The following is a 24,840-nucleotide window of genomic DNA, read 5'->3' as shown; positions in this document are numbered from 1 at the left end:
TCTCCCGCACGGGAGAGGGAGCGCGTCGCATCTCGCACTGGCCGGCCTGAAACCATCATGGGCTGCGCTGAAAAGCAGTGTGCGCGGATCGTACGCATCGCTGCCAACCCCGCGAGCCCCCGATGAGCACCGGCACCCCCATCGCCGAAGCCACCGGCCTCGCGGCCCCCGCGGGCACGCCGGCCCTCATCCAGGAACCCGGCACCCTCGCGGCCTTCTGGCGGCGCCTGCGGGCGCGCCCGAGCGCCGTCGCGGGCCTCGTCATCGTCGGGCTGCTGATCCTCATGGCGGTCTTCGCCCCCTGGATCGCCCCCTACGATCCCACCGCCACCGACTGGGGCAACGTCCGCGGCGCGCCGAGCCTCGCGCACCCGTTCGGCGGCGACGAGGTCGGCCGCGACGTCCTCTCGCGGATCATCTTCGGCGCCCGCGCCTCCCTCGGCGCCGGCCTCGTGTCGGTGGCGCTGGCGGTGTCCCTCGGCCTGCCGCTGGGACTGCTCGCCGGCTACGCGGGCGGCTGGATCGACGGGGCGATCTCGCGCCTTACCGACGCGCTCCTGGCAATTCCCTTCCTGATCCTGGCGATCGCGCTCGCGGCCTTCCTGGGCCCCAGCCTCGTCAACGCGATGATCGCCATCGGCCTCTCGGCGACCTCGACCTTCATCCGGCTGACCCGGGCGCAGGTGCGCGCCGTGGCGGCGGAGGAGTTCGTGGAGGCGGCCCGCGCCATGGGCAACCCGCCCTGGCGGATCGCCCGGGTCCACATCCTGCCCAACATCGTCCCGGCGATCCTCGTCCAGGCGACCCTCACCATCGCGGCCGCGATCATCGCGGAGGCGAGCCTGTCCTTCCTCGGTCTCGGCCAGCAGCCGCCCGAGCCGTCCTGGGGCGCGATGCTCAACACCGCCAAGAACTTCATGGACGAGGCGCCCTGGATGGCGATCTGGCCCGGCCTGTCGATCTTCCTCGCCGTCCTCGCCTTCAACCTGTTCGGCGACGGCCTGCGGGACGCCCTCGATCCGAGGCAGCGCACATGACAGCGCCCATGACCAAGCCTCTCCTCGACGTCCGCGATCTCGCGGTCGCCTTCGACACCGACGGCGGCGCGGTCCACGCCGTCAACGGCGTCTCCTACACCCTGCACGAGGGCGAGACGCTGGGGATCGTCGGCGAGTCGGGTTCCGGCAAGAGCGTGCACGTGCTCGCCATGCTGGGCCTGATCCCGCGCCCGCCCGGCCGCATCACCGGCGGGCAGGTGCTGTTCGAGGGGCGCGATCTCCTCGCCCTGAAGGAGCGGGACCTCCGCAAGATCCGCGGCGGCGCGATCGGCTTCGTGTTCCAGGACCCGATGAGTTCGCTCAACCCCGGCATGACCGTGGCGGCGCAGATCATCGAGCCCCTGCGCATCCATCTGGGCCTCGACGCCCGCGCCGCCCGCGTCCGGGCGAAGGAACTGCTCGACCTCGTCCGCATCCCGAACGCGGGAGCGCGCCTCGACCAGTACCCGCACGAGTTCTCCGGCGGCCAGCGCCAGCGGGTGATGATCGCCATCGGCCTGAGCTGTCGCCCGAAGCTGCTGATCGCCGACGAGGCGACCACCGCCCTCGACGTCACCGTCCAGGCCGAGATCGTGGGCCTGGTGCAGGAGCTGAAGCGTGAGCTCGACATGGCGATCATCTGGATCACCCACGACCTCGGCGTGGTGGCCGGCATCAGCGACACCGTGCAGGTGATGTATGCCGGCCGGATCCTGGAGCGCGGCCCGGTGGACGACATCTTTTCGGATCCCCGCAACGCCTACACGCTGGGGCTTCTGCGCTCCCTGCCGGACCTCTCCGGCGGCCGGGCCGGGCGCCGTCGCCTGCACCAGATCGAGGGGGCGCCCCCGGACATGCGCCACCTGCCGCCGGGCGATCCCTTCGCGCCGCGCAACGCCTACGCGACGCCCCGGTGCCGGGCCGAGATGCCGCCCCTGGCGCAGGCGCCCGGCGCCGCCCCCGGCCACCTCGTCGCCGCCTGGTACGACCTGCCGCAGCTTCTGAGCCGGGAGGCCGCGCGATGAGCCCGCAGGACTATCCGGTCGTCTCGGTGCGGGACCTGTCCAAGCACTATCCCCTGCGCTCGTGGTGGGGCGGCAAGGCCTCGGTGTTCCGCGCCGTCGAGGGGGTGAGCTTCGACATCCGTCCCGGCGAGACCCTGGGGCTCGTCGGCGAATCCGGCTCCGGGAAGTCCACGATCGGCCGGGCCGTGACGATGCTCAACCCGCCGACATCCGGCACGATCGCCTTCGAGGGCACCGACCTCGCCAAGCTCTCGGCGGGGGCGATGCGCAGAATGCGCGCCCGGATGCAGACCGTGTTCCAGGACCCCTACGCGGCCCTCAACCCGCGCATGACCGCCGGAGACTATGTCGCCGAAGCCTTCAAGCTGCACCGGCGGGACATGCGGAGCCCGGAGCGGCGCGAGGCCGTCGCGGCGCTGTTCCAGCGGGTCGGGCTCGATCCGCGGTTCATGGGGCGCTACCCGCACCAGTTCTCGGGCGGCCAGCGCCAGCGCATCTGCATCGCCCGGGCGATCGCCCTGAAGCCCAGCTTCATCGTCGCCGACGAGCCGATCGCGGCGCTCGACGTCTCGATCCAGGCGCAGGTGGTGAATCTGCTCCAGGACCTGCAGGACGAGATGGGGCTGTCCTACCTGTTCATCTCCCACGACCTGCGGATGGTCCGCTACCTCTGCCACCGGGTCGCGGTGCTCTGGCGCGGGCGGATCGTCGAGATGGCCGAGGCCGACGCCCTCTACGAGGATCCGCGCCATCCCTACACACGCCGCCTGCTCGCGGCCGTGCCGGTGCCGCACCCGGCCGAGGAGCGCGCCCGCCTCGCCGCGCGGGACCTCGCCGGCCACGACCAGCCGCCGGATGGGCCGCTCATTGAAGTGGCGCCGGGGCATTGGGTGGCGATGCCCGAGGGTCAGGGCGCGTGACAAGCCCACTTTCTCTTTCCCACCCTCCTCCCTCATCCTGAGGTGCGAGCGCAGCGAGCCTCGAAGGAGGGCTCCAGCGAGCCGCACGATCCCTGGAGCCCTCCTTCGAGGCCTCCGCTTCGCTCCGGCACCTCAGGCCGATTTTTGGATCAAGCAGCGTCGTCTCGTCGAGACGATCCATACAGCAGGACATCCCGTGAGAGACTTCTCCGCCCCCGGCCGCTCCCCGGTCTACGCCGCCAACGCCGCCGTCGCGACCTCGCACCCGCTCTCGACTCTCGCCGCCATCGAGGTGCTGCGCGCGGGCGGCAACGCCGTGGATGCCGGCATCGCGGCGGTCGCCGTGCAATGCGTGGTCGACCCGCTGATGACCGGCATCGGCGGCGACTGCTTCGCCCTCTACGCCCCCGCCGGCGCCACCAAGCCCCTCGCCCTGGACGGTTCGGGCCGCGCCCCGGCGGCCGCCACGCCCGACTGGTACGCCGAGCACGGCGTCGCCATCACGCCGACCTCGCCGCACGCCGTCACGGTGCCGGGTGCCATCGCAGCCTGGGACCTGCTCGTCCGCGAGCACGGCACCCGCTCGCTGGGTGAGCTCCTCCAGCCGGCGATCCGCTACGCGGAGGACGGGTTCGTGATCCAGCAACGGGTCGGCTGGGACTGGCAGCGGGGCGCGGAGCGCGTCGCCGCCGATCCGCACGCCGCCGAGACCTACCTGCCCGGCGGGCAGGTGCCGGCCATCGGCAGCGTCCTGCGCCTGCCGAAGCTCGCGGCGACGCTCCGGCGCATCGCCCAGGAGGGCGCGCGCGGCTTCTACACGGGGCCGGTGGCCGAAGACATGGTGAGCCGGCTCAACGCGCTCGGCGGCCTGCACACCCTGGACGACTTCGCCGCTGCCCGGCCCGACATGGTGACACCCGTCTCAACCCGCTACCGGGGCTACGACGTCTACGAGTGCCCGCCCGCAGGCCAAGGCCTGGCGGCGCTGATGATGCTCAACGTGCTCACGCATTACGACGTCGGCGCCATCTCGGACCTCGACCGGCTGCATCTCTTCGCCGAGACCTGCAAGCAGGGCTATCATCACCGCGACGTCCTGTTCGGCGACGCCGCCCTCGCCCAGGTGCCGATCGAGCACCTCCTCTCCGACGCCTGGAAGGCCGCCGCCCACGGGGCGATCGACATGGGCCGGGCCCGCGAGCCGGAGATCTATCCCGAGATCAGGCAGGAGATCGCCGAGGGCCGCGCCCACAAGGACACGGTCTATCTTTGCGTGGTCGATCGGGACGGCAACGCCCTGTCGCTGATCAACTCGATCTTCCAGGGCTTCGGCTCCGGCATCCTGGCCCCCGAGAGCGGCGTGCTGCTGCACAACCGCGGCCTGTCGTTCCGCACGGAGGGCGGCCACCCGAACAGCGTCGGGCCCGGCAAGCGGCCGATGCACACGATCATCCCCGGCATGCTGATGAAGGACGGGCAGGCGGTCGCGCCGTTCGGCGTCATGGGCGGCCACTATCAGGCCATGGGCCATGTCGAGCTGCTCTCCGGGCTCATCGACCGGGGCCTCGACGTGCAGGAGGCGCTCGATGCCCCGCGCAGCTTCGCCTATGGCGGGACCCTGGAGGTCGAGGGCGGGATCTCCGACGCGGTGATGGCAGGGCTGATCGAGCGCGGCCACCCGGCGATCCGCGCGCCGCTGCCGCTCGGCGGCGGCCAGATCATCTGGATCGACCGCAAGGCCGGCACGCTGGCGGCCGGCTCGGACCCGCGCAAGGACGGGGCGGCGCTGGGGTATTGAGGGGCTTGGCCGGTGGGATGCTCAAGGCCTTCCCACCCACCGCCCTCATCCTGAGGTGCCCGCGTCAGCGGGCCTCGAAGGAGGGCTCCCGCAATCGCAACGGTATCCGGAGGCCTCCTTCGAGGCCTCCGCTACGCTCCGGCACCTCAGGATGAGGTGATCGGATTGGACGCCCCGGGGACCGGAACGACAATCGTTCGGATCCCCGGAGGTTCGGATCAGTCGATATCCTCGACCGCCTCGCCACCGCCGTAGACCCGCTGGGCGAGCGAGGCCTCCATGAACGGGTCGAGATCGCCGTCGAGCACCTCGTCCGGATCGGTGGACTGGGTGCCGGTGCGCAGGTCCTTCACCAGCTGGTACGGCTGCAGCACGTAGGACCGGATCTGGTGACCCCAGCCGATATCGGTCTTGGACGCGGCCTCGGCGTTGGCCTTCTCTTCGCGCTTCTTCAGCTCCGCCTCGTAGAGGCGGGCGCGCAGCATGTTCCAGGCGGTCGCCCGGTTCTTGTGCTGCGAGCGCTCCTGCTGGCACGCCACCACGATCCCGGTGGGGTTGTGGGTGATGCGCACCGCCGAGTCGGTGGTGTTCACGTGCTGGCCACCGGCGCCCGACGACCGGTAGGTGTCGATCCGGCAGTCGGATTCCTTGATCTCGATCTCGATCCGGTCGTCGATCACCGGATAGACCCAGACGCTGGCGAAGCTGGTGTGCCGCCGGGCGCTGGAATCGTAGGGCGAGATCCGCACCAGACGGTGCACGCCGGACTCGGTCTTGAGCCAGCCATAGGCGTTGTGGCCCTTGATCAGGAGCGTGGCGCCCTTGATCCCGGCCTCTTCGCCGTCGGTCATCTCGACGACCTCGACCTTGTACTTCCGACGCTCGGCCCAGCGGGCATACATGCGCTGAAGCATGTTGGCCCAGTCCTGGCTCTCAGTGCCGCCGGCCCCGGCATGGACCTCGAGATAGGTGTCGAATCCGTCGGCCTCGCCGGACAGCAGGGTCTCGACCTGCCGGCTCGCGGCCTCCTTCTCGACGGCCAGGATCGCCGCCTCGCCCTCGCGGATCGAGGATTCGTCACCCTCCATCTCGCCGAGCTCGATCAGCGTGGCGCCGTCCTCGAGGTCGCGCTCCAGCTTCTTGATCGCCGTGACGGCCTCGTCGAGCTGCTGGCGCTCGCGCATGACCTTCTGGGCGGCCTCGGCATCGTTCCAGAGGTCGGGGTTCTCGGAAGCCGCGTTCAGCTCCGCGAGGCGTTTATCGACTGTATCCCAGTCAAAGATGCCTCCTCAGCAGCCCTATAGACTGCTTGGCGGCATCCGAGGCTTGCTCGATCTCGGCGCGCATCTGGTTTTTCGGGAATGGGGTTTGGGGAAAGAATGGAGGCTCGTCGGGTCGGGGTGATAGCCCCCGGGACCCGGCCTGTAAACGCTTCCGCGTCGCGTCGCATGCCGCCCGTGCGGCGCCCGACCGCAGGGAAGGAGGCGAGCCGGCAAGCCTCGGGCGCGTTGTCGGGCACGAACGACAGGGCCCAGGAGGCAGCGGATGGCGGACGACGATCACGCGGCGACGTGGGCGGACTTCAACGAGGCCGTCAACATGACGCCCGCGGCGCTGAAGAAGCACCTCGACAGCGAGGCCAGCAAGGAGGTCGGCCAGAAGAAGGGCGGCGGCGAGTCCACCGGCCACGCGATGGGCCGGCGCATCCTGGCGATCAAGGATACGAAGAAGGCGGACCTGACGGACGACGATTACGCCGCCATGCGCAAGGTGGTGGGCTACGTCCACCGCCATCTCAAGCAGGGCGGAGAGGCCCGGAAGGACCCCGACTCACCGTGGCGGTTGTCGCTGATGAATTGGGGCCACGATCCGCACAAGGATTGAGGCTCCGGAACGCCCGGCGGCTCAGTAGCGCGGCGGCACGATGTAGGACGGAGCGATCACGTACTCCTTCGGCCGCTTGCGCGCGCCGAACCGGCCCTCGGTGATCTGGTCGTTGTAATAGTCGAAGCCCGTATAGCCGAAACCGCCGCCGTTCATCACCTCGGCGACCGGGACCGCGGGCTGCGCGAGATCGGGACGGCCCGGCGGCACCACCACCTGGCAGCACCCCTCGGTCTCGAGAACGGTGGGCCCGTTCGGCGCGGTGAACACGAAGGCGCGGGGCTGGTACGGCGCGGGCGGATAAGCGGCGTCGGAGGCCGAGGCGCCCTGCCCCGCCAGGAGGGCGAGCAGTCCGGCGGCGATCAGGGTCTTGGTGCTCACGCGATGCTCCGTCAGGGGGCCGGCCGGTCCGGCATCTGGCCTACAGTCTAGCTGATCGCGGGCGGCTTGTCCGGCCCATCCGAATCGACCGGTTACCGAAATGCCGGCGCGGATCAGCCGCGGGCGCGCAGGACCACCTGCGGGCTTGCCGGCACGGGCCGGCAATCCGTCGTGAAGGCGTTGACCGGCAACGGCTTCGAGTCGCACGCATACACGTCCGCCGGGCCGGGCGCGGGGATCGGATCCCGGGCGATGATCGGGTTCGGCGCACAGGCCGAGGCCGCGGCGGCGAGCAGCAGGGCGGCGATCAGGTTCAGGCGGCGCATGCGACACTCGGGACGCGGGAGGACCCCCGCACCTGACCCTGGCCATCGCGATCCGTCCTGACAAGCGCCGGCGCGGGGCGTCGGCGCCTTTGGCGGAGCCTGTCGCCCCGCGGCAACAATCCGCGCGGGGTCGGCTAGCCGGCCCGGACCATCGGCACGACGTTGTGCAGGGTCTTGTCGGTGCCGTCGAAGAACCGGCGGATGTTGCGCGCGGCCTGCCGGATGCGCTGCTCGTTCTCGACCAGCGCGATGCGGACATACTCGTCGCCGAATTCGCCGAATCCGATGCCGGGCGCCACCGCGACATCCGACTTCTCCAGCAGCAGCTTGGAGAATTCGAGGCTGCCCATCTCCCGGTAGCGCTCCGGGATCGGAACCCACGCGAACATCGAGGAGGCGGGCGACGGGATGGTCCAGCCGGCCTTGCCGAAGGATTCCACCAGCGCGTCGCGGCGCTTCCTGTAGATGCTGCGCATCTCGTGGATGCAGTCGTCCGGCCCGTTGAGGGCGGCGGTCGCGGCGACCTGGATCGGCGTGAAGGCGCCGTAATCGAGGTAGGACTTCACCCGGGTGAGCGCCGCGAGCAGGCGCTCGTTGCCCACCGCGAAGCCCATGCGCCAGCCGGCCATCGAGTAGGTCTTCGACAGCGAGGTGAACTCCACCGTGCAGTCGATGGCGCCGGGCACCTGCAGGACCGAGGGCGGCGGGTTGTCGTCGAAATAGACCTCCGCGTAGGCGAGGTCCGACAGCAGGATCAGCTCGTGCTGCTTCGCGAAGGCCACGAGATCCCGGTAGAAGTCGAGGCTCGCCACGTAGGCGGTCGGGTTCGACGGGTAGCAGACGACCAGGGCGACCGGCTTCGGGATCGAGTGGCGCATGGCCCGCTCGAGGGCCGGGAACATCGCCGGGGTCGGCTCGGCCGGCACGGAGCGGATGACGCCGCCGGCCATCAGGAAGCCGAAGGCGTGGATCGGGTAGCTCGGGTTTGGCACCAGCACGACGTCGCCCGGGGCGGTGATCGCCTGAGCCATGTTGGCGAAGCCCTCCTTGGAGCCCAGCGTCGCCACCACCTGCGTGTCGGGGTTGAGGGTCACGCCAAACCGGCGCTGGTAGTAACCGGCCTGGGCCTTGCGCAGGCCCGCGATGCCCTTCGAGGCCGAGTAGCGGTCGGTGCGGGGCCGCCCGGCCGTCTCGCACAGCTTGGCGATCACGTGCTTGGGGGCGTCGAGGTCGGGATTGCCCATCCCGAGATCGATGATGTCGGCGCCCTGCGCGCGGGCGGCGGCCTTGATCCGGTTGACCTGCTCGAAGACGTAGGGCGGCAGTCGCTTGATGCGGTGGAAGTCGGTCATGGGCGTGTCCATCGGCGCGTCCCGAATCTGGCGTCTTTCGTCTGGGCCGGTCGCGCGAACCCCATGCTCTAGCAGAGTTGCGGGCCGCCGCCGACCCACAAATCGGTGCTCAAATCGGTGCTATTGCGGCGGCGCCGGGGCCGGCTTGATGGTGGCCGCGGCGCCCTGCCCGGCACTCGCCGCCGCCCGGCCGCGGACCTCGTTGCGGCCGCGGGCGCTCTCCAGCTCCGCCTCCAGGGCCTTCTGGCCGGTGACCGACTTGGCCCGGACCGGGCGCTTCGGGGCGTCGACGCCCACCGGCATGAAGTCGGGCTGCGCCTTGCTGCGGGATTCCGCGACGAAATCCGGCGCGGCGACGGTCCGCGGCCCGTAGCCTGCATCGGAGGCCAGCGAGCGGACGACGTCGCCCGAGCAGGCCCCGAGCAGGCTGACCAGCAGCCCGAGGCCGGCCGTGCGGATCAGCGGCACGCTGCGGGACATGCGGGCGACAGGGTTCAAAATGGCACGATCCATCGTCACATGGGTTTGAAAAGAACGGCCGGATGTTTCGGCGACGTCCGCAACCGGGGTGGCGAAAGCTCTGGCTCGCTCCTTATTTTGTCGGAAACGAGGCCCGCGCGATCGGGTCGACAGACGAAACACAGGGAGGCACGTTTGACGAGTCCGCAGGCGCCGGATCGGACCGCCCCTCCGAAGTCGGTCTCGAACGGCGCGATGCCGGACGGCATGGCCGCTCCGATGCCGGATTTCGAGGCGCTGTCCCGCAATGCCGGACAGTTCGTCGAGGCGATGGGGCGCAATATCGCCCGCGCCCTCGGGCCCGAGGGACAGGGAGGCGCCCCCGGAAGCGAGATGAACGAGGCCGCCAAGGTCCTCGGGCAGGTAGCCGAGACCTGGCTCGCCGACCCGAAGCGGAGCGCCGAGGCCCAGGCCCGCCTGTCGCAGGCCTTCCTGTCGCTCTGGGGCTCGACCTACATGCGCCTGCAGGGCCAGCCCGCCGACCCGGTGGTTCTTCCGGAGCCCCGGGACGCGCGCTTCGCCCATGCCGAGTGGTCGACCAACCCGTATTTCGACTTCATCAAGCAGGCCTACCTGCTCGCCGCCCGCTGGGCCGAAAGCCTCGTGGACGAGGCCGAGGGGCTCGATGCGCACACGCGCCACAAGGCGCAATTCTACCTGCGCCAGCTCACCAGCATGCTCTCGCCGTCGAACTTCCTGCCGACCAACCCGGAGCTGATCCGCCATACCCTCCAGGAGAACGGCGCCAACCTCGTCCGCGGCCTGAAGATGTACGAGGAGGATCTACAGGCGGGCGGCGGACATCTGCGCGTGCGCCAGACCGACCCGAGCGGGTTCGAGGTCGGGCGCAACATGGCGGTCACCCCCGGCGAGGTGGTGTTCCGCAACGATCTGATCGAGCTGATTCAGTACGCGCCCGCCAGCGAGACCGTGCTGCGGCGCCCGTTCCTGATGGTTCCGCCCTGGATCAACAAGTTCTACATCCTCGACCTCAATCCCCAGAAGAGCTTCCTGAAGTGGATGGTCGACCAGGGCCTGACGGTCTTCTGCATCTCGTGGGTGAATCCGGATTCCCGGCATGCCGACAAGGACTTCGAGTCCTACATGCGCGAGGGGATCGAGGCGGCCATCGACGCGATCGGGGTCGCCACCGGGGAGACCGAGGTCACGGCGGCCGGCTACTGCGTCGGCGGGACGCTGCTCGCCGTGACGCTGGCCATGCAGGCCGCCACCGGAAACCGGCGGATCAAGAGCGCGACGCTGCTCACCACGCAGGTCGACTTCACCCATGCCGGCGACCTGAAGGTCTTCGCCGACGAGGAGCAGATCCGGCAGGTCGAGGCCCGGATGGCCGAGCAGGGCTACCTGGAGGGCGCCCGGATGGCGAACGCCTTCAACATGCTCCGGCCGAACGACCTGATCTGGCCCTACATCGTCAACAACTACATCAAGGGCAAATCGCCCTCGGCTTTCGACCTGCTGTACTGGAATTCCGACGCCACGCGGATGCCAGCGGCCAATCATTCCTTCTATCTGCGCAACTGCTACCTCGACAACACGCTGGCGCAGGGACGGATGGTGCTCGGCAACGTCCGCCTCGACCTCAAGAAGGTGCAGGTCCCGATCTTCAACCTCGCAACCCGGGAGGATCACATCGCGCCGGCCCTCTCGGTCTTCGAGGGCTCGAAGGTGTTCGGCGGCAAGGTCGATTTCGTGCTGGCGGGATCGGGCCATATCGCCGGCGTGATCAACCCCCCGTCCAAGCCGAAATACGGCTACTGGACCGGCGGCCCGGTCAAGGGGACGCTGGAGGACTGGATCAGCGCCGCGGTCGAGACCAAGGGTTCGTGGTGGCCGTACTGGTTCCAGTGGATCGAGGCGCAGGCGCCGGAGCGGGTGCCGGCCCGGAAACCCGGCGGGGATGCGCTCCAATCCCTCGGCCCGGCGCCGGGGACCTACGTGCGCATGCGGGCCTGAGGCGCGCCATCCGCGGCGAACCGGAGCGGGGCACCGCCCGTCGCGGATCGCCCGGGGGAGCCGGGCGCCCCGCGCAGGCGCATCACCATTTCCGCACGAGGGGCGCGGGAGCGGGGGCGGGCGGCGCGCCGAACACGTAGCGGAAGCCCACCGAGACGATGTCGGCGCTGGAATCCACCACCCCCGCGAAGGCGATGTTGCCGACGTTGTAGTCGCGGCCGAGGCCCGCCAGGATCCGCGACCGGTCCAGGAAGAAGTGCGAATAGGCGAGGTTCAGCGTCAGCTGCCGGCTCCAGCGGTAGCTGGCGCCCACCGAGGCGATGTAGCGGTCCCCGTCCGGCAGCCGCACCGAACGGTTGCGGAAGTCGATCGGCGATGTCTCGTAGGCGAAGCCCGTGCGCAGCGTCAGGTTCGGCGAGGCGTCGTACTCGGCGCCGATCGCGTAGGTGAACCCGTCCTTGTAGTTGAGCGGCAGGGTGGTCACCGGCAGGCCGAGGGTCTTCGACACGATCCCGATGGTCCCGAGCCTCGACCAGTTGTCCCACTCGAAGCCGAGGTTCACCCGCGCCACCGGCGAGACCGCCTGGGTCAGGCCGACGCTCAGCTTGTCGGGGGTGTTCAGCCTCGCCCGGACCTGGCCGGCGAGCGGGGCCAGGGCGAGCAGCGGCACGCCGATCGAGCCGTCGATGTCGTGGTGCACCGAGGAGCGGTAGCCGATGCCCAGCACGGTCCCGTCGCGGGGCGTCAGCGTGGCGCCCGCGGTGAAGCCCACCCCCCAGGATTCCCCCTTGAGGAACGAGCTCGGATAGGCGGTCGGCAGAAGGCCCGGGACCGGCAGCGCCTGCCGCAGGGTCAGGCGGAAATACTCGATGTTCGGCCCGGCCGCGATCGACAGCCATTCGTTGACCTTGACGCCGATCACCGGGTTGATCGCCAGGGAGAAGATCCGCGACGAGCGTCCGTAGACCTCCCCGGCCCAGACCTGGTTGGGCTTGGTCACGAGCCCGAAGGGCGCGCCGGTCGAGAGGCCGAGCCACAGGCGGTCGTTCAGCTGGTACGAGGTCGCGCCCGCCGGCACGAGGGCGCCCTGACCGATCTCGCCCGAGCCGCCCAGCCGCGCGAAGCCCGGATTGGTGCCCGGCGCCGGGCGGATCTCCGAAGACAGGCCGATATAGGTGAAGTTCTGCTCCGCGACGAAGCCCGGGTTCATCGTGATGGTCGCGGGGTTCCAGAACATCGACGACACGCCGCCCGATCCCGAGGCCGCACCCGCAAACGCCAGCCCCTGCGCCTGCGTGCTCTGCTCCCGCAGACCGAACGCCCCAGCCTGGACCTGCCCGGCACCGAGGATCATTGCCGTCGCCGCCAGCATTGCAGCGCGCACCGTCCCGCCCATCTCGTCCCCCAAGCGTTGTCGTTCTGGCGGGCGCCGAGGATTCTTCGAGCTTCAACAGGTGGCACCCTTTCGGGCATGGTGCCGGTTGCGGGGACTGAACCGCAATGACCAAGACGGCCTCCGGAGGTGAAAAGAAGATCCGTAGAGACATTGGGATGCATTGTCTCATTGGGTCCGACGTCTGACGAAGACCTGTTTTCGATAATTACGCACCCAACTTTTCCTCTTGCGCTGAGCCCTGAACAATAGATCCACTATCATCAGACCATGAACTTTTTTGCAGGCCTGTTGCTTGGCTGCGACACCCGGCGGGGCGCTGCGTGCGGACCGCCGGCCTTGCACCCGGGTCGAGGCCCGGCCATGGTCCCGGCGTCCGGCGCAGACCGGCACAGGGAAGGATGAGGAGTGCGGCCATGAAGCTCTTCCGGCACGGCCCGAGCGGCGACGAGAAGCCCGGCCTCGTGGATGCGAAAGGCGGCCTGCGCGACCTGTCGGGCATCGTGCGGGACATCGCCGGGCCGGCGCTGTCGCCCGATTCGCTGGCGCGCCTGCGCGCCCTCGATCCCGAGACCCTGCCGAAGCTGCCGCCGGACGTGCGCCTCGGCCCCTGCGTGGGCGGCACCCGCAACGTCGTGGCCATCGGCCTGAACTTCGCCGACCACGCCGCCGAGACCGGCTCGCCGATCCCGGCCGAGCCGATCATCTTCAACAAGGCGCCGTCCAGCCTGTGCGGGCCGAACGACACGGTGATCATCCCCAAGGGGTCGCACAGCACCGACTGGGAGGTCGAACTCGCCGTGGTGATCGGGCGGCGCGCCAGCTACGTCCACGCCAACGAGGCGCTGAGCTACGTGGCGGGGGCCTGCATCTGCAACGACGTCTCCGAGCGCGAATGGCAGATGAACCGCGGTCCGACCTGGACCAAGGGCAAGAGCGCACCGACCTTCGGGCCGCTGGGCCCCTGGCTGGTGACGCTGGACGAGATTCCCGACCTGAAGAACCTCGCCATGAGCCTCGACGTGAACGGCGAGCGCCGTCAGACCGGCTCCACCGCCACGATGATCTTCGACGTTCCCCAGCTCGTCGCCTACACGTCGCACTTCATGCTGCTGGAGCCGGGCGACGTGATCACCACCGGCACCCCGCCGGGCGTCGGGCTCGGCATGAAGCCGCCGCGCTACCTCAAGGCCGGGGACGAGATGGTCCTGCGGATCGACCGGCTCGGCGAGCAGCGTCAGCAGGTCATCGCCTTCGACGACTGGACCGCCAAGGTCTCCGCCGGCGAGCCGACGGACTGACTGGCCGCGCCGCCGCCCGCATCCGGGCGGCGGCGCCGGTTCCAGGAACAGACACCGGTATCGGTGATCGTCCCGCGCTTCGGCCGGACAAGACTGCGACATCGGATCGTCCGCAGGCCCGCGCGCAGGGTCGGAGCCCGAGCCGCCGACGCGCAAGGCAATCGAGATCCGGGCCGACACCGTCAAGCAGGCGGTGCGGGACGAGCCCGACCGGATCCGGCGGATCGCGGCGCAGCCCAATCGCCTCGCGCGCCTGGTCGGGGCCGGCGGCCGGATCCTTGGGGCCTCCGATCAGACTGGATCGCTGACCGGGCGGGCGTCCTGCCGGCCGGACGGTCTCACGAGCGGCGTCGAGCGGGACCGGCACGGGCACGGCCCTCCCCCGGATACCGGGCCGCGAGACGTCGCGCGGCCTCGGTTGGCACGGCCTCAAAGTCCAGACCGATCCGTCCGCGGGGAGTTCGGGCGCCCGGCCCGCTTGATTTCTGTCCGCCGATCCGGCTCAAACACCGGATGAGCGCGACTTCCCTTCCCGGTTCCCCGCAGCCCGACCTCGGCGACATCCGCCACGACTGGAGCGTCGCGGAGATCCGCGCGATCCACGACCTGCCGCTGATGGACCTCGTGTTCCGGGCGGCGCAGGTCCACCGCCGGCACAATGACCCGGCCGACATCCAGCGCGCGTCGCTCCTGTCCATCAAGACCGGCGGCTGCCCGGAGGATTGCGCCTATTGCCCGCAATCGGCCCACCACAAGGGCGCAGGCGTCGCCCGCGAGCGGCTGATGCCGGTGGAGACCGTGCTGGCCGAGGCCGCCGCCGCCAAGGCCGCGGGGGCCCAGCGCTTCTGCATGGGCGCCGCGTGGCGCCAGCCCAAGGACGGGCCCGAGTTCGACGCGGTTCTCGCCATGGTGCGCGGCGTGCGCGGCCTCGGCATGGAAGCCTGCGTGACGCTCGGCATGCTCACGCCCTCCCAGGCCGGACGGCTCGCCGAGGCCGGGCTGACCTCCTACAACCACAACCTCGACACCGGCCCGGATTTCTACGAGGACATCATCTCCACCCGGACCTACGACGAGCGCCTGCAGACCCTCGCGAATGTCCGCGAGGCCGGGATCGGCGTGTGCTGCGGCGGCATCGTCGGGATGGGCGAGGGCGTCACCGACCGCGCCGCGATGCTTCAGGTGCTGTCCAACCACGCCCCCCATCCCGAGAGCGTGCCGATCAACGCCCTGGTGGTGGTGCCCGGTACTCCGCTGGAGGACCAGCCGGCGGTCGATCCGTTCGATCTCGTGCGCATGTGCGCCACGGCGCGGATCGTGATGCCGCGATCCCGGGTCCGTCTCAGCGCCGGCCGCAAGAGCCTCACCCGTGAGGCGCAGGTGCTGTGCTTCCTGGCGGGCGCCAACTCGATCTTCTACGGCGAGCGGCTGCTGACCACCGCCAATAACGGGCAGGACGACGACGCGGCCCTGCTGGCCGATCTCGGCATCCGGGTCGGCGAGCCGGTCCGGGCCGCGGCGGAATAGGCCCACGGACGCCTTTCCGCTCGCGCCTTGCCGCTTGGACCTTGCCGCTGGGACCTTGCCGCGCGCGCTGATGGGGTGGTGACGGCCGCCCCCCACGGCCGATCGCGTCAGCCCTCCGGCAGCACGATCCGGAAGCGCGCGCCGCTCAGCCCCTCGGCCTCGGAGGCATCGAGGGTGAGCGTGCCGCCGTTGATCCCGATCAGCTCGGCGGCGATCGGCAGGCCGAGCCCCGTGCCGCCGGAGCGCATGGAGCCCTGGAACGGCGCGAACAGGTTCTCCCGGGCGCGCGCCGGCAGGCCGGGGCCGTTGTCGGCGACCAGGATCGTGATCCGGCCCGGCGCCCCGCGGGAGGCCACGACGCGGACCGCAGCCTCCGGCACGGCGGCCCCGTCGAGCGCCTGCACGGCGTTGCGGACGAGGTTGGCCAGCGCCCGCGCCAGTTGCTCCGGGTCGGCCTGCACGCTCAGGTCGGCCGCCGCGACCTCCACGGAGACCGGATGCGCCGCCAGCGCGGCGAGATCCGGAAGCTCCGCGAAGATGGGCGCCAGCGGCGTGCTGGCCAGGAGCGGCGTCCGCTCGGAGACGCGCCCGTAAGCGAGCGTCGCCTCGCAGAAGCGGATCGCCCGGGCCAGCGTCCCCACGAGGCGCGGGGCCACACGCTGAACGGTCGGATCCTCGGTACCCTCCAGGCGATCGCCGAGTAGCTGCGCGCCGGTCAGCAGGTTGCGCAGCTCGTGGCTGATCTTGCTGACGGCGAGCCCGAGTTCGGCGAGCCGCCGCTTCTGGCGGAGCTGGTCGGCGAGGCTGCGCTGCATCCGCCCGAGCGCCCGCTCGGCCTGGCCGATCTCGTCGCTGCGGCGGGACGGGGCGATGATCCGCCCCGCATCCTCCGGATCGTCCGCGAAGACCGTGATGCTGGTAGCGAGCCGCCGGACCGGCCGCACGATGAGCACCTGCAGCACCACGAAGACGAGGCCCGCCGCGGCGGCCGCGATGATCAGCGAGGAGACCAGCAGGCGCAGGGCATAGTCGATCATGGCGGTGCGCAGCGGCGCCTCGTCGAGGAGGATCTCGACCCGGTCGAAGCCGATCCCCCCCTCCCCGATCACGCGGATCGGCTCGCGGACCGGCGCCACCAGGGTGCGCCACGCCCCCCGGATCGCCGACAGCGCTGTGACGTCGCGCAGATCGACGATGTCGGCGACCTGCTCGGGCATGGGCTCGATGGCGAGCAGGCGCTGGGCGCCACCGCCGCGAACCGCGATCGCCCGGGCATTCACCCCGGCCAGGAGCCGGCTCTCCAGCGCCTCGGAGACCGGCTCCCCGGTCCGGCCGTCGAGGACCAGGGCGGCGACCTGCGCGGCCGCCAGGCGGTCCGACATCCACTCGACCCGGTAATTGGCCACCGCCGGCACATAGGTCAGCACCTCGGCCACCACCACGAACGCGACGGTGACGAGGAACAGCCGCCCCGACAGGCCGAGGCGGGCCGTGCGCCGCTCCGGCAGATCGCGGCTCGGGGCGGACGCCGGCATCGCCGGTGCCGCGGCCTCATCGGACTCGACGGACACGCCGGTCACGCTCCGCGCGGGCATCGCGGATTCGGATCGGCGGAGGGCGGATTGAGAAAGCTCGAGCCGGGTCCGGCCTTCGCGGGATACATGTTCGCAAGCCACAGATTCGCAGGCGGCAATACAGGCTCTCGGCAGTGAGCACTATACGATATCCACCCGCAGGCGGTTGCATGTGCCCTCAGACACGGAAAAACACAGCCGGCGGAGGATTGCGTATCCCGGGCGTCGCTCTCAGCCGCGTCTGGCGCGCCGGCTCAGCAGCACGCTGACCAGGGCGAAGACGGCCAGCATCGCGAGGCCCGCCACCATCTTGGGCGTGACGAGGGCCCGCAGGGTCAGGGCGTCGTCGCAGCCGCCCGCCCCCGCCGCCAGGCAGGCCGCCTTGGCGGCTTCGTGGGCGGCGACGACGTCCTCGATGCCCGCTCCCGTGGTGGCGTACACGACGGCGCCGGGCAGCAGCCCCAGGAAGGTCGCGAGGACGAAGACCCGCATCTTCACCCCGAAGGCGGCGGGGGCGAGGTTGGTCACCCAGAACGGGAACAGGGGGAGGAGGCGCAGGACCGCGATATAGCCGAAGGCATCGCGCCGGAAGCCTTCGGCCAGCCCGGCGAGGCGCGTGCCGCCGATCCGCCGGAGCAGGTCGGCCCCCGGCCCCCGGCCGATGGCGAACACGAGGGCGGCGCCCGTGGTGGCCGCGCAGACCGCGGTGAGCGCGCCCGGCACGATGCCGAACAGGAAGCCGCAGACCATCGTCAGGATCAGCGTGGCCGGCACCGACACGACCACGGCCCCGACATAGAGGCAGTAGGCCGCGACCAAGGCGCGGAGATAGCCGGCCTCGACGAAGCCGCGCAGCCAGATCCGCGAGGCGAGGAGTCGGTCGAGGCTCAGGAGCTGGGCGGCGCCGGAGACCACGACGATCGCCGACACCGTCAGGAGCAGCACCAGCGGGAGCCAGCGCCGCAGCCGCTTCCAGCGTCCGTCACGCCGCTCTTCGCCGACGGGCGCGTTCCCGGTCTCGATCACCCGGGCTTGCGCATCCGCAGGATCTTGAAGAACCCGCCCGGGAAGGTCGGCTTCAATCCCAGGACCTCGACGCCGTTGCGCCGGGCCCAGGCCTCGATCCGCGTCGCCTTGAAGTCCGACGACCAGCCGATCTTGGTGCAGAGCGGGGCCACGATCTCCTCGACCCGGGCGACCGGGCCGTCGCTCTGGCCGAAATGGTTGGCGAGCACGATGCCGCCGCCCGGCCGCACCACCCGCAGGAACTCGGACATCGCGGCCTCGGGATCCGGCACCAGGGTGATCAGGAACTGCGCCACCACCGCGTCGAAGCTCGCATCGGCATAGCCCAGGTGGCAGACATCCATCACCTGCAGCCCCTTCACGTGGGACAGGTTCCGGCGCCGGACCTTGGCACGGGCGCGCTTGAGCATGTCCTCGGAGAGGTCGACGCCGCAGACGAAGCTCGATGTCGGATAGTAGCCCAGCGCCAGCCCGGTTCCGACGCCGGCCTCCAGGATCCGCGGCCCGTGCTCGGCCGCCGCCTCGACGGCGGCGCGGGCCGCGGGCTCGGTGAGCTTGTCGTAGACCACGTCATAGACGGGGGCCCAGCGGGCATAGGCCTTGCGCATCAGGGCCGTGCTCGGCCCGGCCATCTGCGGCTCGCTCAGCATCGTTCGAAGGTTCCAGAGGTTGAGATCAGGCGGCCTCGCGGGGCCGGGCCGACAACGCGTCGACACGCCGGATGGTGCCGCCGCCCAGGACCCGGGCCCGGGGCCCGTCATCCGCGTAGATCGCGCAGGCCTGGCCCGGCGACACGCCGTCCTCGGGCTCGGTGAGAACGATCTCGGCCGTGCCGTCCGGCCCGACCGTGAGTGTCGCCGGGCGCGGCGGCCGGGTCGAGCGCACGCGCACCGCCACCGGCAGGTCGCGCACGGCCTCGGCCGGGCCCTCGCCGAGCCAGTTCAGGTCCGAGAGGCGGATCCGGGTCGTGGCCAGGGCTGTGCGCGGTCCGACCACCACCCGGGCCGCATCCGGCTCCAGGCGCACCACGTAGAGCGGTTCCGGCCCGGACAGGCCGAGGCCCTTCCGCTGCCCCACCGTGTAGTGGACGATGCCGTCGTGCCGGCCGAGGACGTGGCCGGCGAGGTCGACGATCTCGCCAGGCCGCGCCGCATCGGGGCGCAGGCGGGCGATCACGTCGCTGTAGCGGCCCTGCGGCACGAAGCAGATGTCCTGGCTGTCCGGCTTCTCGGCGAGCGACAGGCCGAGATCCTTCGCGAGCGCGCGGGTCTCGGTCTTCTCCATCTCGCCCAGGGGAAAGCGCAGGAATGCCAGCTGCTCCGTCGTGGTGGCGTAGAGGAAGTAGCTCTGGTCCCGGGCCGGATCGAGGGCGCGGTGGAGCGCCCGGCCGCCGCCCGACAGCGCCCGGCTCGCCACGTAATGGCCGGTGGCCAGCGCGTCGGCGTTCAGGTCCCGGGCGAGGCCCAGCAGATCGCGGAACTTCACCGTGCGGTTGCACTCGACGCAGGGGATCGGCGTCTCGCCCGCGAGGTAGCTCTCGGCGAACTTTTCGATGACCGCGTCGCGGAAGCGGTCCTCGTAGTCGAGGACGTAATGCGGGATGCCGAGATGCTCCGCCGCAGCCCGTGCATCGTTGATGTCCTGGCCGGCGCAGCAGGCGCCCTTGCGGTGGCTCGCCGCGCCGTGGTCGTAGAGTTGGAGCGTCACGCCGACCACGTCGAAGCCCTGCCGCTTCAGCAGTCCAGCGACCACGGAGGAATCGACGCCGCCCGACATGGCGACGACGACGCGCGTCTCGTGGGGGGCTTTGGGAAGATCGAGGGCGTTCATCGCGAGGGTCCGCAGCCGCCGGCCCGGAAGCTTCCTGGCTGCACGGGCCGTCTATAGCGGGACTTCGCCCGGCTTTCCAGGGCGGCCAGCGCCGACACCCGGCAGATCCTGCCGATCGGGCGGCAGGTTCGATCAGGGCCGCGCCGCGCGCAGCGGAAGAGCACTATATTTTTCAGTATCTTAGCGGGCCACCCCGGTGGCGCGCGGCTTGCTGCGGGCGGCCCAGAGGAGTCCGGTATGGCGAGCGGTGCGGCGGATCGTTTGGATGTCACCACCTGGATTCCGTCCGCGCGGAGTGCGTCTGCCCCGCGGTCAGGCTGGGAGGCGGCGGGCGTGGCCGCCCGGGCCGGGGATTCGACGCAGGATCGCTTCGGCGCCGCCCTGACCGCCGCCCAGGCCCGCGACGACGCGGCGGAGACGCGCGCCCGCACGGCCGACCTGCGCGACCTCGCCGCGTCGGCCCGCACCCGACAGGCCGATCAGCGCGATCAGGCCCAGGCCGCCCGGGCGGCCGGCGACCGTGCGCAGGATTCGGCACGGCAGGCCGAGGCCCGCGCCGCGGACCGGACGGCCGACCGCGCCCGACAGGCGGAGGCGGCGGCTCCGGCGGGGCGTACCGGCAAGGCCGACGCACCGCGTGCCGCCGCAGACGCACGCCCGGAAGCGCGGATGCCGGCCGCGGCGCGCGACGCACAGACGGGCCAGGCGAAACCCGCCGCACGACAGGGCTCCGAGGCTGCCACGACCTCATCGGATCGCGCCTCCGCCACAGGCGACACGGCGGCTCCCGAGGCGGCGCAGGCCGAGACGACGGTGCAGGCTGAGACTGCGGCGCCGCAGACGGCCGAGCCCGCCGCCCCGCCCGCCGGTTCGGACCCTGCCGCCTCGCTGCTGGCCCTCATCGCCGCGCTAACCGAGGGCGGCGCGGCGACCGGAACGGTCAAGACCGAGGCGCCCGCGGGCACCGGCGCGGCGACCGCGCAGGACGGCGGGACAGCGCTCCTCGGAACGGGCGCGGCCGTGAGCGCTCCCGGCAGCGGCGGGCCGGTCGGCAGCCCCGCGGGTGATGCCGTATCGGGCATCGCCGGCACCCCCTCCGGGGCGAAGGCGGCAGGCGCCGGCAACGAGCCGGGCTCGGTGGGGAAGAGCACCGTCCCGGTGGAGGGCCCGGCGGCCGGCGGCTCCGCGGTCGCGACATCGGACAAGGACGGCCAGGATTTCCTGACTGCCCTGGCCGATATGGGACAGGGCGCAGGTCCGCTCTCAGGCACGCCCCCGGCCCCGCAGGGCGGCCAGACGCCGCCGGTCCCGTCGAGCCCGGCCGTCGGCACGACGAAGGCCGCAGAGGGCACCGCTGCGCCGAACCAGACCGCCGCGCCGGTCCAGACCGATCCGCCCATCCCCATCGGCCAGGTGCCGATGACCATCGGCCTGCGCTCCCTGCGCGGATCGAACGAGTTCCAGATCCGGCTCGATCCGGCCGAACTCGGGCGCATCGACGTCAAGCTGGAGATCGACAAGGCGCATGGCCGGGTCATGACCCACCTCGTGGTCGACCGGCCCGAGACCCTGGCCCTGCTCCAGCGCGACGCCGGCCAGCTGCAACAGGCGCTGTCCCAGGCGGGATTCGACCCCTCGGGCGGCGGAATCAACCTGTCGCTGCGGGGCGACGGAAGCGCCCAGGGCGGCAGCGGCGGCCAGCAGGGGGATTCCCCCCGCAGCAACGGGGCGAACTGGTCCCAGGATCAGGCCGAGGCCTCCCAGGACATCGCCCCGATCCGCCTTCTGCGCGGCTACGGCGGCGTCGACATGAGAATCTAGGCGGCGCGCGCAAGCGCCCGCATCGCGAACCGACACAGACACAGCGCGCATCCAGGCCCGCGCCAGGGCGCAGCACCGGAGAGATCAGCATGACGAGCGGCATATCCAGCCTCACCAGCACGACGGCGACGAAGAGCGCGTCGTCGAGCAGCAGCAGCGGCAACTCCACCGAGATCGCCAGCAACTTCACGCAGTTCCTGACTCTGCTGACCACGCAGCTCAAGAATCAGAACCCCCTCGATCCGATGGACACCAATCAGTTCACCCAGCAGCTGGTCCAGTTCGCCGGCGTCGAGCAGCAGCTCAAATCGAACGACCGCCTCGACAGCATCCTGAGCGCGTCGCAATCGGCGAGTTCGGCCTCGGCCACGAGCTACATCGGCAAGACCGTGACGGCGGATGGAAGCGCGTCGCAGCTGTCCAAGGGCTCGGCCTCCTGGACACTGACGCCCGCCCGAGCCGCCTCCAAGGCGGTGATCTCGATCCTCGATTCCCAGAACAACGTCGTGGCCACGCAGAGCACGACGCTGACCGCCGGAAGCCAGGCCTACACGTGGAACGGCAAGACCTCCGCGGGCCTGACCGCGCCGGATGGGAACTATTCGATCAAGGTCTCGGCCACCGACGCCACCGGCGCCACCGTGGCGGTCGACACGAGCCTCACCGGCACCGTCGACGAGGTCGATCTCAGCGGGACGACACCGGTGCTGATCATCGGCTCCCAGAAAGTGCCGCTGTCCAGCGTGCAGACCATCGGGTTGTCCACAAGTGGCACTTAACGAATCACATCCGAGTGACTCGCTTCAACATCTCTTAAGCGGGCGCAAGTACCTTCAATGCTCGACAGGTCAGTCGAGTGTAGAGCGTATCATGACCGAACCGAGCCGCCCGAGAGTGAAGTACGTGATCGGGCCCGACGGCAGCCCCCTGACGATCGCGGATCTTCCGCCCCCGAGCACCCGTCGCTGGGTGATCCGGCGCAAGGCCGAGGTCGTGGCCGCGGTGCGCGGCGGCCTTCTCAGCCTGGAGGAGGCGTGCAAGCGCTACACGCTGACCACCGAGGAATTCCTCAGCTGGCAGTTCTCCATCGACCAGCACGGTCTCGCCGGCCTGCGGACGACGCGGATCCAGCATTACCGCCACTGATTATCCGACGCCTCTGTCGGGCGCCATCGTTCCGGGATGCTGCAGACGCCCCCGGAACCCCAACACGACCGAGGGTGCCGAAACCCGGCGCGTCGGCGGCTCTGGATGACGGGCTCCGCTTCGCAATCCTGGACTGACGCGATGGCCTCACTCCCGCAGCGACCACGTCGACGGCGCCGGTGGGGTGGATCGCCCGAATCCGAGAACCCACGAAGCCGCGTCCGGATTCCGGGCGCGGCTTCGTGCTGTTCCGGCGCCCGCCTTTGGGCCTCGGTTGCGCGGCATTAACGCCTCGCTAACCACGACCTGGGCAATTTCTGCCGAGCGGGCCGCCGGGGTCCGCCAGCGTTAGAGTGCAGCGAATCCTCCCGTGAAGCCGGTCCTCGATCTCGTCACGAAGTTCGGACCGGCCCGAATCGCCGCCATGGCGGCGGTGACGCTGACTCTCATCGGCTTCTTCGCGTTCATCATCCTGCGGGTCTCGCGCCCCGATATGGGCGTGCTGTTCTCCGACCTGTCGATGCAGGATTCGGCCTCCGTGGTCCGCGAGCTGGACAGCCGCGGAATCCGCTACGAGACCCGGGGCGATGCCGGGCAGACGATCCTGGCTCCCCGCCCCGACCTCGCCAAGCTGCGCATGGATCTGGCCGGCAAGGGGCTGCCGACCCAGGCCGGGGTCGGCTACGAGATCTTCGACAAGGGCGATGCGTTCTCGTCCACCAACTTCGTGCAGAACGTGAATCACCTGCGCGCCCTGGAGGGCGAGCTGGCCCGCTCGATCCGGGCGATCGGCCGGGTCCAGGCGGCCCGGGTCCACCTCGTCCTGCCGGAGCGCCGCCTGTTCGAGCGCGACCGGGAGAGCCCGAGCGCCGCCATCGTGCTGAAGCTGATGGGCGACCTCGACGCCGGGCAGGTTCGGGCGATCCGCCATCTCGTGGCCTCCGCGGTCGAAGGCCTCAAGCCCGACCGGGTCTCGATCGTCGACGAGCGCGGCCGGCTGCTGGCGGACGGCGCCCGGGACGCGGGGACCGACGTCGCCAGCGGCTTCGAGGACCGGCAGGCCGCCCTCGAACGGCGCCTGCGCGGCCAGATCGAGGACGTGGTCGCCGGGATCGTCGGCACCGGCCGGGCCCGCGTCCAGGTCAACGCCGAACTCGACCTCAACCGGATCGAAAGCCGCTCCGAGACCTTCGATCCCGAGAGCCGCGTCGTGCGCTCCGCCCAGACCCGCACCGAATCGGCGGTCACCGGCAATGCCGAGGGGCAGGTCAGCGTCGGCAACGAGCTGCCCGGCGCCAATGGCGGCGACAAGGCGCCCACGCCGAAGGACGCGACGAACAAGAACGAGGAGACCACGAACTACGAGATCTCCCGCGTGACGAAGACCGAGATCGCCGAGGGCGGACGGATCAAGCGCCTGTCGGTCGCCGTCGTCCTCGACGGGGTGTACGCCACCGCGCCCGACGGAAAGCAGACCTACAGCCCGCGCACGCCCGCCGAGATCGAGCGGATCACCGCCCTGGTCCGCGGCGCGGTCGGCTTCGACAAGGCCCGCGGCGACCAGATCGAGGTGGTGAACCTGCGCTTCGCGGAGGCGCCGAGCGTGCCGCAATTCACCGAGCCCACGCTCATCCAGTCGTTGCTCGCCCCCACCAAGGAGGACGTGCTGCGGATGGCCGAACTCGCCGTCCTGGCGCTGCTCACCCTCATCGTCCTCCTCACGGTGGTCCGCCCCCTGGTGCGCCAGGTGCTCGCGCCGGTGCCGGAGGCGCCGGCTCTGGCCGCGGCCGGCATGGGCTTTCCCGGCGACGCCGTGGTTGCGGGTCCGAGCGGGACCGTGACGGTCATCGACCGCGACAATCCGACCGCACGGCTGATGGAGTTCGCCAAGATCAACGGCCAGGTCCAGGCCGAGACGGTCCAGCGCGTGGTCGACATGGTCCGGGCGAGCCCGTCCGAGACCGTCGAGGTGCTGCGCACCTGGATCCAGGAAGAGTGAAGCG

At 70.8% G+C, this 24,840-nt stretch carries 22 protein-coding genes; 12 read left to right on the top strand and 10 right to left on the bottom strand.

The features are described 5' to 3' along the window. Window positions 1-122 precede the first annotated feature (122 nt). From MCBMB27_RS22035 to ggt, 4 genes are all read left to right on the top strand, one after another. Window positions 123-1,037, top strand: coding sequence for an ABC transporter permease (locus tag MCBMB27_RS22035; protein WP_043385606.1), 915 nt, complete (start codon window positions 123-125; stop codon window positions 1,035-1,037). Further along, on the top strand, window positions 1,034-2,062 hold the full coding sequence (locus tag MCBMB27_RS22030; RefSeq protein ID WP_075381277.1) for an ABC transporter ATP-binding protein: 1,029 nt from the start codon (window positions 1,034-1,036) through the stop codon (window positions 2,060-2,062). The genes MCBMB27_RS22035 and MCBMB27_RS22030 overlap by 4 nt, the downstream gene beginning before the upstream one ends. Next, window positions 2,059-2,982 carry an ABC transporter ATP-binding protein gene (locus tag MCBMB27_RS22025; RefSeq protein ID WP_053609519.1) on the top strand — a complete coding sequence of 308 codons (924 nt, stop codon included), beginning with the start codon at window positions 2,059-2,061 and terminating at the stop codon, window positions 2,980-2,982. The genes MCBMB27_RS22030 and MCBMB27_RS22025 overlap by 4 nt, the downstream gene beginning before the upstream one ends. A 196-nt stretch (window positions 2,983-3,178) precedes the next feature. After that, window positions 3,179-4,780: a gamma-glutamyltransferase gene (gene ggt / locus MCBMB27_RS22020; protein WP_075381276.1), complete on the top strand. Its 1,602-nt coding sequence runs from the start codon at window positions 3,179-3,181 to the stop codon at window positions 4,778-4,780. A 218-nt stretch (window positions 4,781-4,998) separates the two neighbouring features. On the opposite strand, the gene prfB is transcribed toward ggt, so the two are convergent. After that, window positions 4,999-6,127 (bottom strand): peptide chain release factor 2 gene (prfB, locus tag MCBMB27_RS22015; protein ID WP_100794053.1). Its coding sequence is split into 2 segments (ribosomal slippage): window positions 4,999-6,057 and window positions 6,059-6,127, totalling 1,128 coding nucleotides; the frame shifts between segments, so codons are not numbered across the junction. Between the two features lie 198 nt (window positions 6,128-6,325). Here prfB and MCBMB27_RS22010 point away from each other — a divergent pair. Continuing rightward, complete coding sequence (locus tag MCBMB27_RS22010; protein WP_043385613.1) at window positions 6,326-6,664, top strand: DUF3140 domain-containing protein; 339 nt, start codon at window positions 6,326-6,328, stop codon at window positions 6,662-6,664. 21 nt (window positions 6,665-6,685) lie between these two features. On the opposite strand, the gene MCBMB27_RS22005 is transcribed toward MCBMB27_RS22010, so the two are convergent. The 4 genes from MCBMB27_RS22005 to MCBMB27_RS21990 all read right to left on the bottom strand — a co-directional run bounded on the left by MCBMB27_RS22005 (window position 6,686) and on the right by MCBMB27_RS21990 (window position 9,221). Further along, window positions 6,686-7,045, bottom strand: coding sequence for a hypothetical protein (locus MCBMB27_RS22005; protein ID WP_043357408.1), 360 nt, complete (start codon window positions 7,043-7,045; stop codon window positions 6,686-6,688). A 113-nt stretch (window positions 7,046-7,158) separates the two neighbouring features. Then, entirely contained in the window at window positions 7,159-7,371 is a 213-nt protein-coding gene (locus MCBMB27_RS22000; protein ID WP_020090818.1) for a hypothetical protein, read from the bottom strand. A gap of 134 nt (window positions 7,372-7,505) precedes the next feature. Continuing rightward, on the bottom strand, window positions 7,506-8,723 hold the full coding sequence (locus tag MCBMB27_RS21995) for an LL-diaminopimelate aminotransferase (RefSeq protein WP_043357422.1): 1,218 nt from the start codon (window positions 8,721-8,723) through the stop codon (window positions 7,506-7,508). A gap of 120 nt (window positions 8,724-8,843) precedes the next feature. Continuing rightward, window positions 8,844-9,221: a hypothetical protein gene (locus tag MCBMB27_RS21990; protein WP_236952783.1), complete on the bottom strand. Its 378-nt coding sequence runs from the start codon at window positions 9,219-9,221 to the stop codon at window positions 8,844-8,846. A 216-nt stretch (window positions 9,222-9,437) separates the two neighbouring features. Between MCBMB27_RS21990 and MCBMB27_RS21985 the strand changes: the two genes are divergently transcribed. Beyond that, the gene (locus MCBMB27_RS21985; RefSeq protein WP_053609579.1) at window positions 9,438-11,219 is read left to right on the top strand and encodes a PHA/PHB synthase family protein; all 1,782 of its coding nucleotides are present in this window, start codon (window positions 9,438-9,440) and stop codon (window positions 11,217-11,219) included. A gap of 82 nt (window positions 11,220-11,301) precedes the next feature. On the opposite strand, the gene MCBMB27_RS21980 is transcribed toward MCBMB27_RS21985, so the two are convergent. Beyond that, window positions 11,302-12,615 (bottom strand): OmpP1/FadL family transporter, encoded by a 1,314-nt coding sequence (locus MCBMB27_RS21980; RefSeq protein ID WP_075381274.1) that lies wholly within the window; start codon window positions 12,613-12,615, stop codon window positions 11,302-11,304. 413 nt (window positions 12,616-13,028) lie between these two features. Here MCBMB27_RS21980 and MCBMB27_RS21975 point away from each other — a divergent pair, with 413 nt between their 5' ends. Then, a complete protein-coding gene (locus tag MCBMB27_RS21975) occupies window positions 13,029-13,913 on the top strand; it encodes a fumarylacetoacetate hydrolase family protein (protein WP_043357420.1) in 885 nt (294 codons plus the stop codon). 513 nt (window positions 13,914-14,426) lie between these two features. Then, window positions 14,427-15,440, top strand: a complete 1,014-nt coding sequence (bioB, locus tag MCBMB27_RS21970) for a biotin synthase BioB (RefSeq protein ID WP_075381273.1) — start codon at window positions 14,427-14,429, stop codon at window positions 15,438-15,440. A gap of 107 nt (window positions 15,441-15,547) precedes the next feature. Here bioB and MCBMB27_RS21965 read toward each other — a convergent pair whose 3' ends face one another. The 4 genes from MCBMB27_RS21965 to mnmA form a co-directional block, all read right to left on the bottom strand. Continuing rightward, complete coding sequence (locus tag MCBMB27_RS21965) at window positions 15,548-17,035, bottom strand: sensor histidine kinase (protein ID WP_043357428.1); 1,488 nt, start codon at window positions 17,033-17,035, stop codon at window positions 15,548-15,550. A gap of 210 nt (window positions 17,036-17,245) precedes the next feature. Continuing rightward, on the bottom strand, window positions 17,246-18,040 hold the full coding sequence (locus MCBMB27_RS21960; RefSeq protein ID WP_053610826.1) for a TVP38/TMEM64 family protein: 795 nt from the start codon (window positions 18,038-18,040) through the stop codon (window positions 17,246-17,248). Next, window positions 18,037-18,690, bottom strand: coding sequence for a class I SAM-dependent methyltransferase (locus tag MCBMB27_RS21955; RefSeq protein WP_043357432.1), 654 nt, complete (start codon window positions 18,688-18,690; stop codon window positions 18,037-18,039). The genes MCBMB27_RS21960 and MCBMB27_RS21955 overlap by 4 nt, the downstream gene beginning before the upstream one ends. Window positions 18,691-18,715: 25 nt before the next feature. Beyond that, entirely contained in the window at window positions 18,716-19,870 is a 1,155-nt protein-coding gene (gene mnmA, locus MCBMB27_RS21950; protein WP_075381272.1) for a tRNA 2-thiouridine(34) synthase MnmA, read from the bottom strand. Between the two features lie 333 nt (window positions 19,871-20,203). Here mnmA and MCBMB27_RS21945 point away from each other — a divergent pair, with 333 nt between their 5' ends. The 4 genes from MCBMB27_RS21945 to fliF all read left to right on the top strand — a co-directional run bounded on the left by MCBMB27_RS21945 (window position 20,204) and on the right by fliF (window position 24,836). Continuing rightward, window positions 20,204-21,691, top strand: coding sequence for a flagellar hook-length control protein FliK (locus MCBMB27_RS21945; protein ID WP_236952782.1), 1,488 nt, complete (start codon window positions 20,204-20,206; stop codon window positions 21,689-21,691). Between the two features lie 89 nt (window positions 21,692-21,780). After that, window positions 21,781-22,470 carry a flagellar hook assembly protein FlgD gene (locus tag MCBMB27_RS21940; RefSeq protein ID WP_043386058.1) on the top strand — a complete coding sequence of 230 codons (690 nt, stop codon included), beginning with the start codon at window positions 21,781-21,783 and terminating at the stop codon, window positions 22,468-22,470. Window positions 22,471-22,561: 91 nt separating this feature from the next. Further along, window positions 22,562-22,837, top strand: a complete 276-nt coding sequence (sciP, locus tag MCBMB27_RS21935) for a CtrA inhibitor SciP (protein WP_007569077.1) — start codon at window positions 22,562-22,564, stop codon at window positions 22,835-22,837. 370 nt (window positions 22,838-23,207) lie between these two features. After that, entirely contained in the window at window positions 23,208-24,836 is a 1,629-nt protein-coding gene (gene fliF, locus MCBMB27_RS21930; RefSeq protein WP_043347402.1) for a flagellar basal-body MS-ring/collar protein FliF, read from the top strand. Window positions 24,837-24,840 lie beyond the last annotated feature (4 nt).

This window comes from Methylobacterium phyllosphaerae (assembly GCF_001936175.1).
In the GTDB taxonomy this organism is placed as follows: domain Bacteria; phylum Pseudomonadota; class Alphaproteobacteria; order Rhizobiales; family Beijerinckiaceae; genus Methylobacterium; species Methylobacterium fujisawaense.
This window is presented reverse-complemented; position numbering and strand designations above follow the sequence as displayed.

Excerpts from the sequence above, each read along its gene's own strand:
- MCBMB27_RS22025 (WP_053609519.1), top strand. The coding sequence starts at position 2,059 with ATGAGCCCGCAGGACTATCCGGTCGTCTCGGTGCGGGACCTGTCCAAG.
- MCBMB27_RS22030 (WP_075381277.1), top strand. The coding sequence starts at position 1,034 with ATGACAGCGCCCATGACCAAGCCTCTCCTCGACGTCCGCGATCTCGCG.
- mnmA (WP_075381272.1), bottom strand. The coding sequence starts at position 19,870 with ATGAACGCCCTCGATCTTCCCAAAGCCCCCCACGAGACGCGCGTCGTC.
- MCBMB27_RS21940 (WP_043386058.1), top strand. The coding sequence starts at position 21,781 with ATGACGAGCGGCATATCCAGCCTCACCAGCACGACGGCGACGAAGAGC.
- MCBMB27_RS21980 (WP_075381274.1), bottom strand. The coding sequence starts at position 12,615 with ATGGGCGGGACGGTGCGCGCTGCAATGCTGGCGGCGACGGCAATGATC.
- MCBMB27_RS21975 (WP_043357420.1), top strand. The coding sequence starts at position 13,029 with ATGAAGCTCTTCCGGCACGGCCCGAGCGGCGACGAGAAGCCCGGCCTC.
- MCBMB27_RS22000 (WP_020090818.1), bottom strand. The coding sequence starts at position 7,371 with ATGCGCCGCCTGAACCTGATCGCCGCCCTGCTGCTCGCCGCCGCGGCC.
- MCBMB27_RS21955 (WP_043357432.1), bottom strand. The coding sequence starts at position 18,690 with ATGCTGAGCGAGCCGCAGATGGCCGGGCCGAGCACGGCCCTGATGCGC.
- MCBMB27_RS21965 (WP_043357428.1), bottom strand. The coding sequence starts at position 17,035 with ATGCCCGCGCGGAGCGTGACCGGCGTGTCCGTCGAGTCCGATGAGGCC.
- MCBMB27_RS21985 (WP_053609579.1), top strand. The coding sequence starts at position 9,438 with ATGCCGGACGGCATGGCCGCTCCGATGCCGGATTTCGAGGCGCTGTCC.
- sciP (WP_007569077.1), top strand. The coding sequence starts at position 22,562 with ATGACCGAACCGAGCCGCCCGAGAGTGAAGTACGTGATCGGGCCCGAC.
- bioB (WP_075381273.1), top strand. The coding sequence starts at position 14,427 with ATGAGCGCGACTTCCCTTCCCGGTTCCCCGCAGCCCGACCTCGGCGAC.
- MCBMB27_RS21995 (WP_043357422.1), bottom strand. The coding sequence starts at position 8,723 with ATGACCGACTTCCACCGCATCAAGCGACTGCCGCCCTACGTCTTCGAG.
- MCBMB27_RS22035 (WP_043385606.1), top strand. The coding sequence starts at position 123 with ATGAGCACCGGCACCCCCATCGCCGAAGCCACCGGCCTCGCGGCCCCC.
- MCBMB27_RS22010 (WP_043385613.1), top strand. The coding sequence starts at position 6,326 with ATGGCGGACGACGATCACGCGGCGACGTGGGCGGACTTCAACGAGGCC.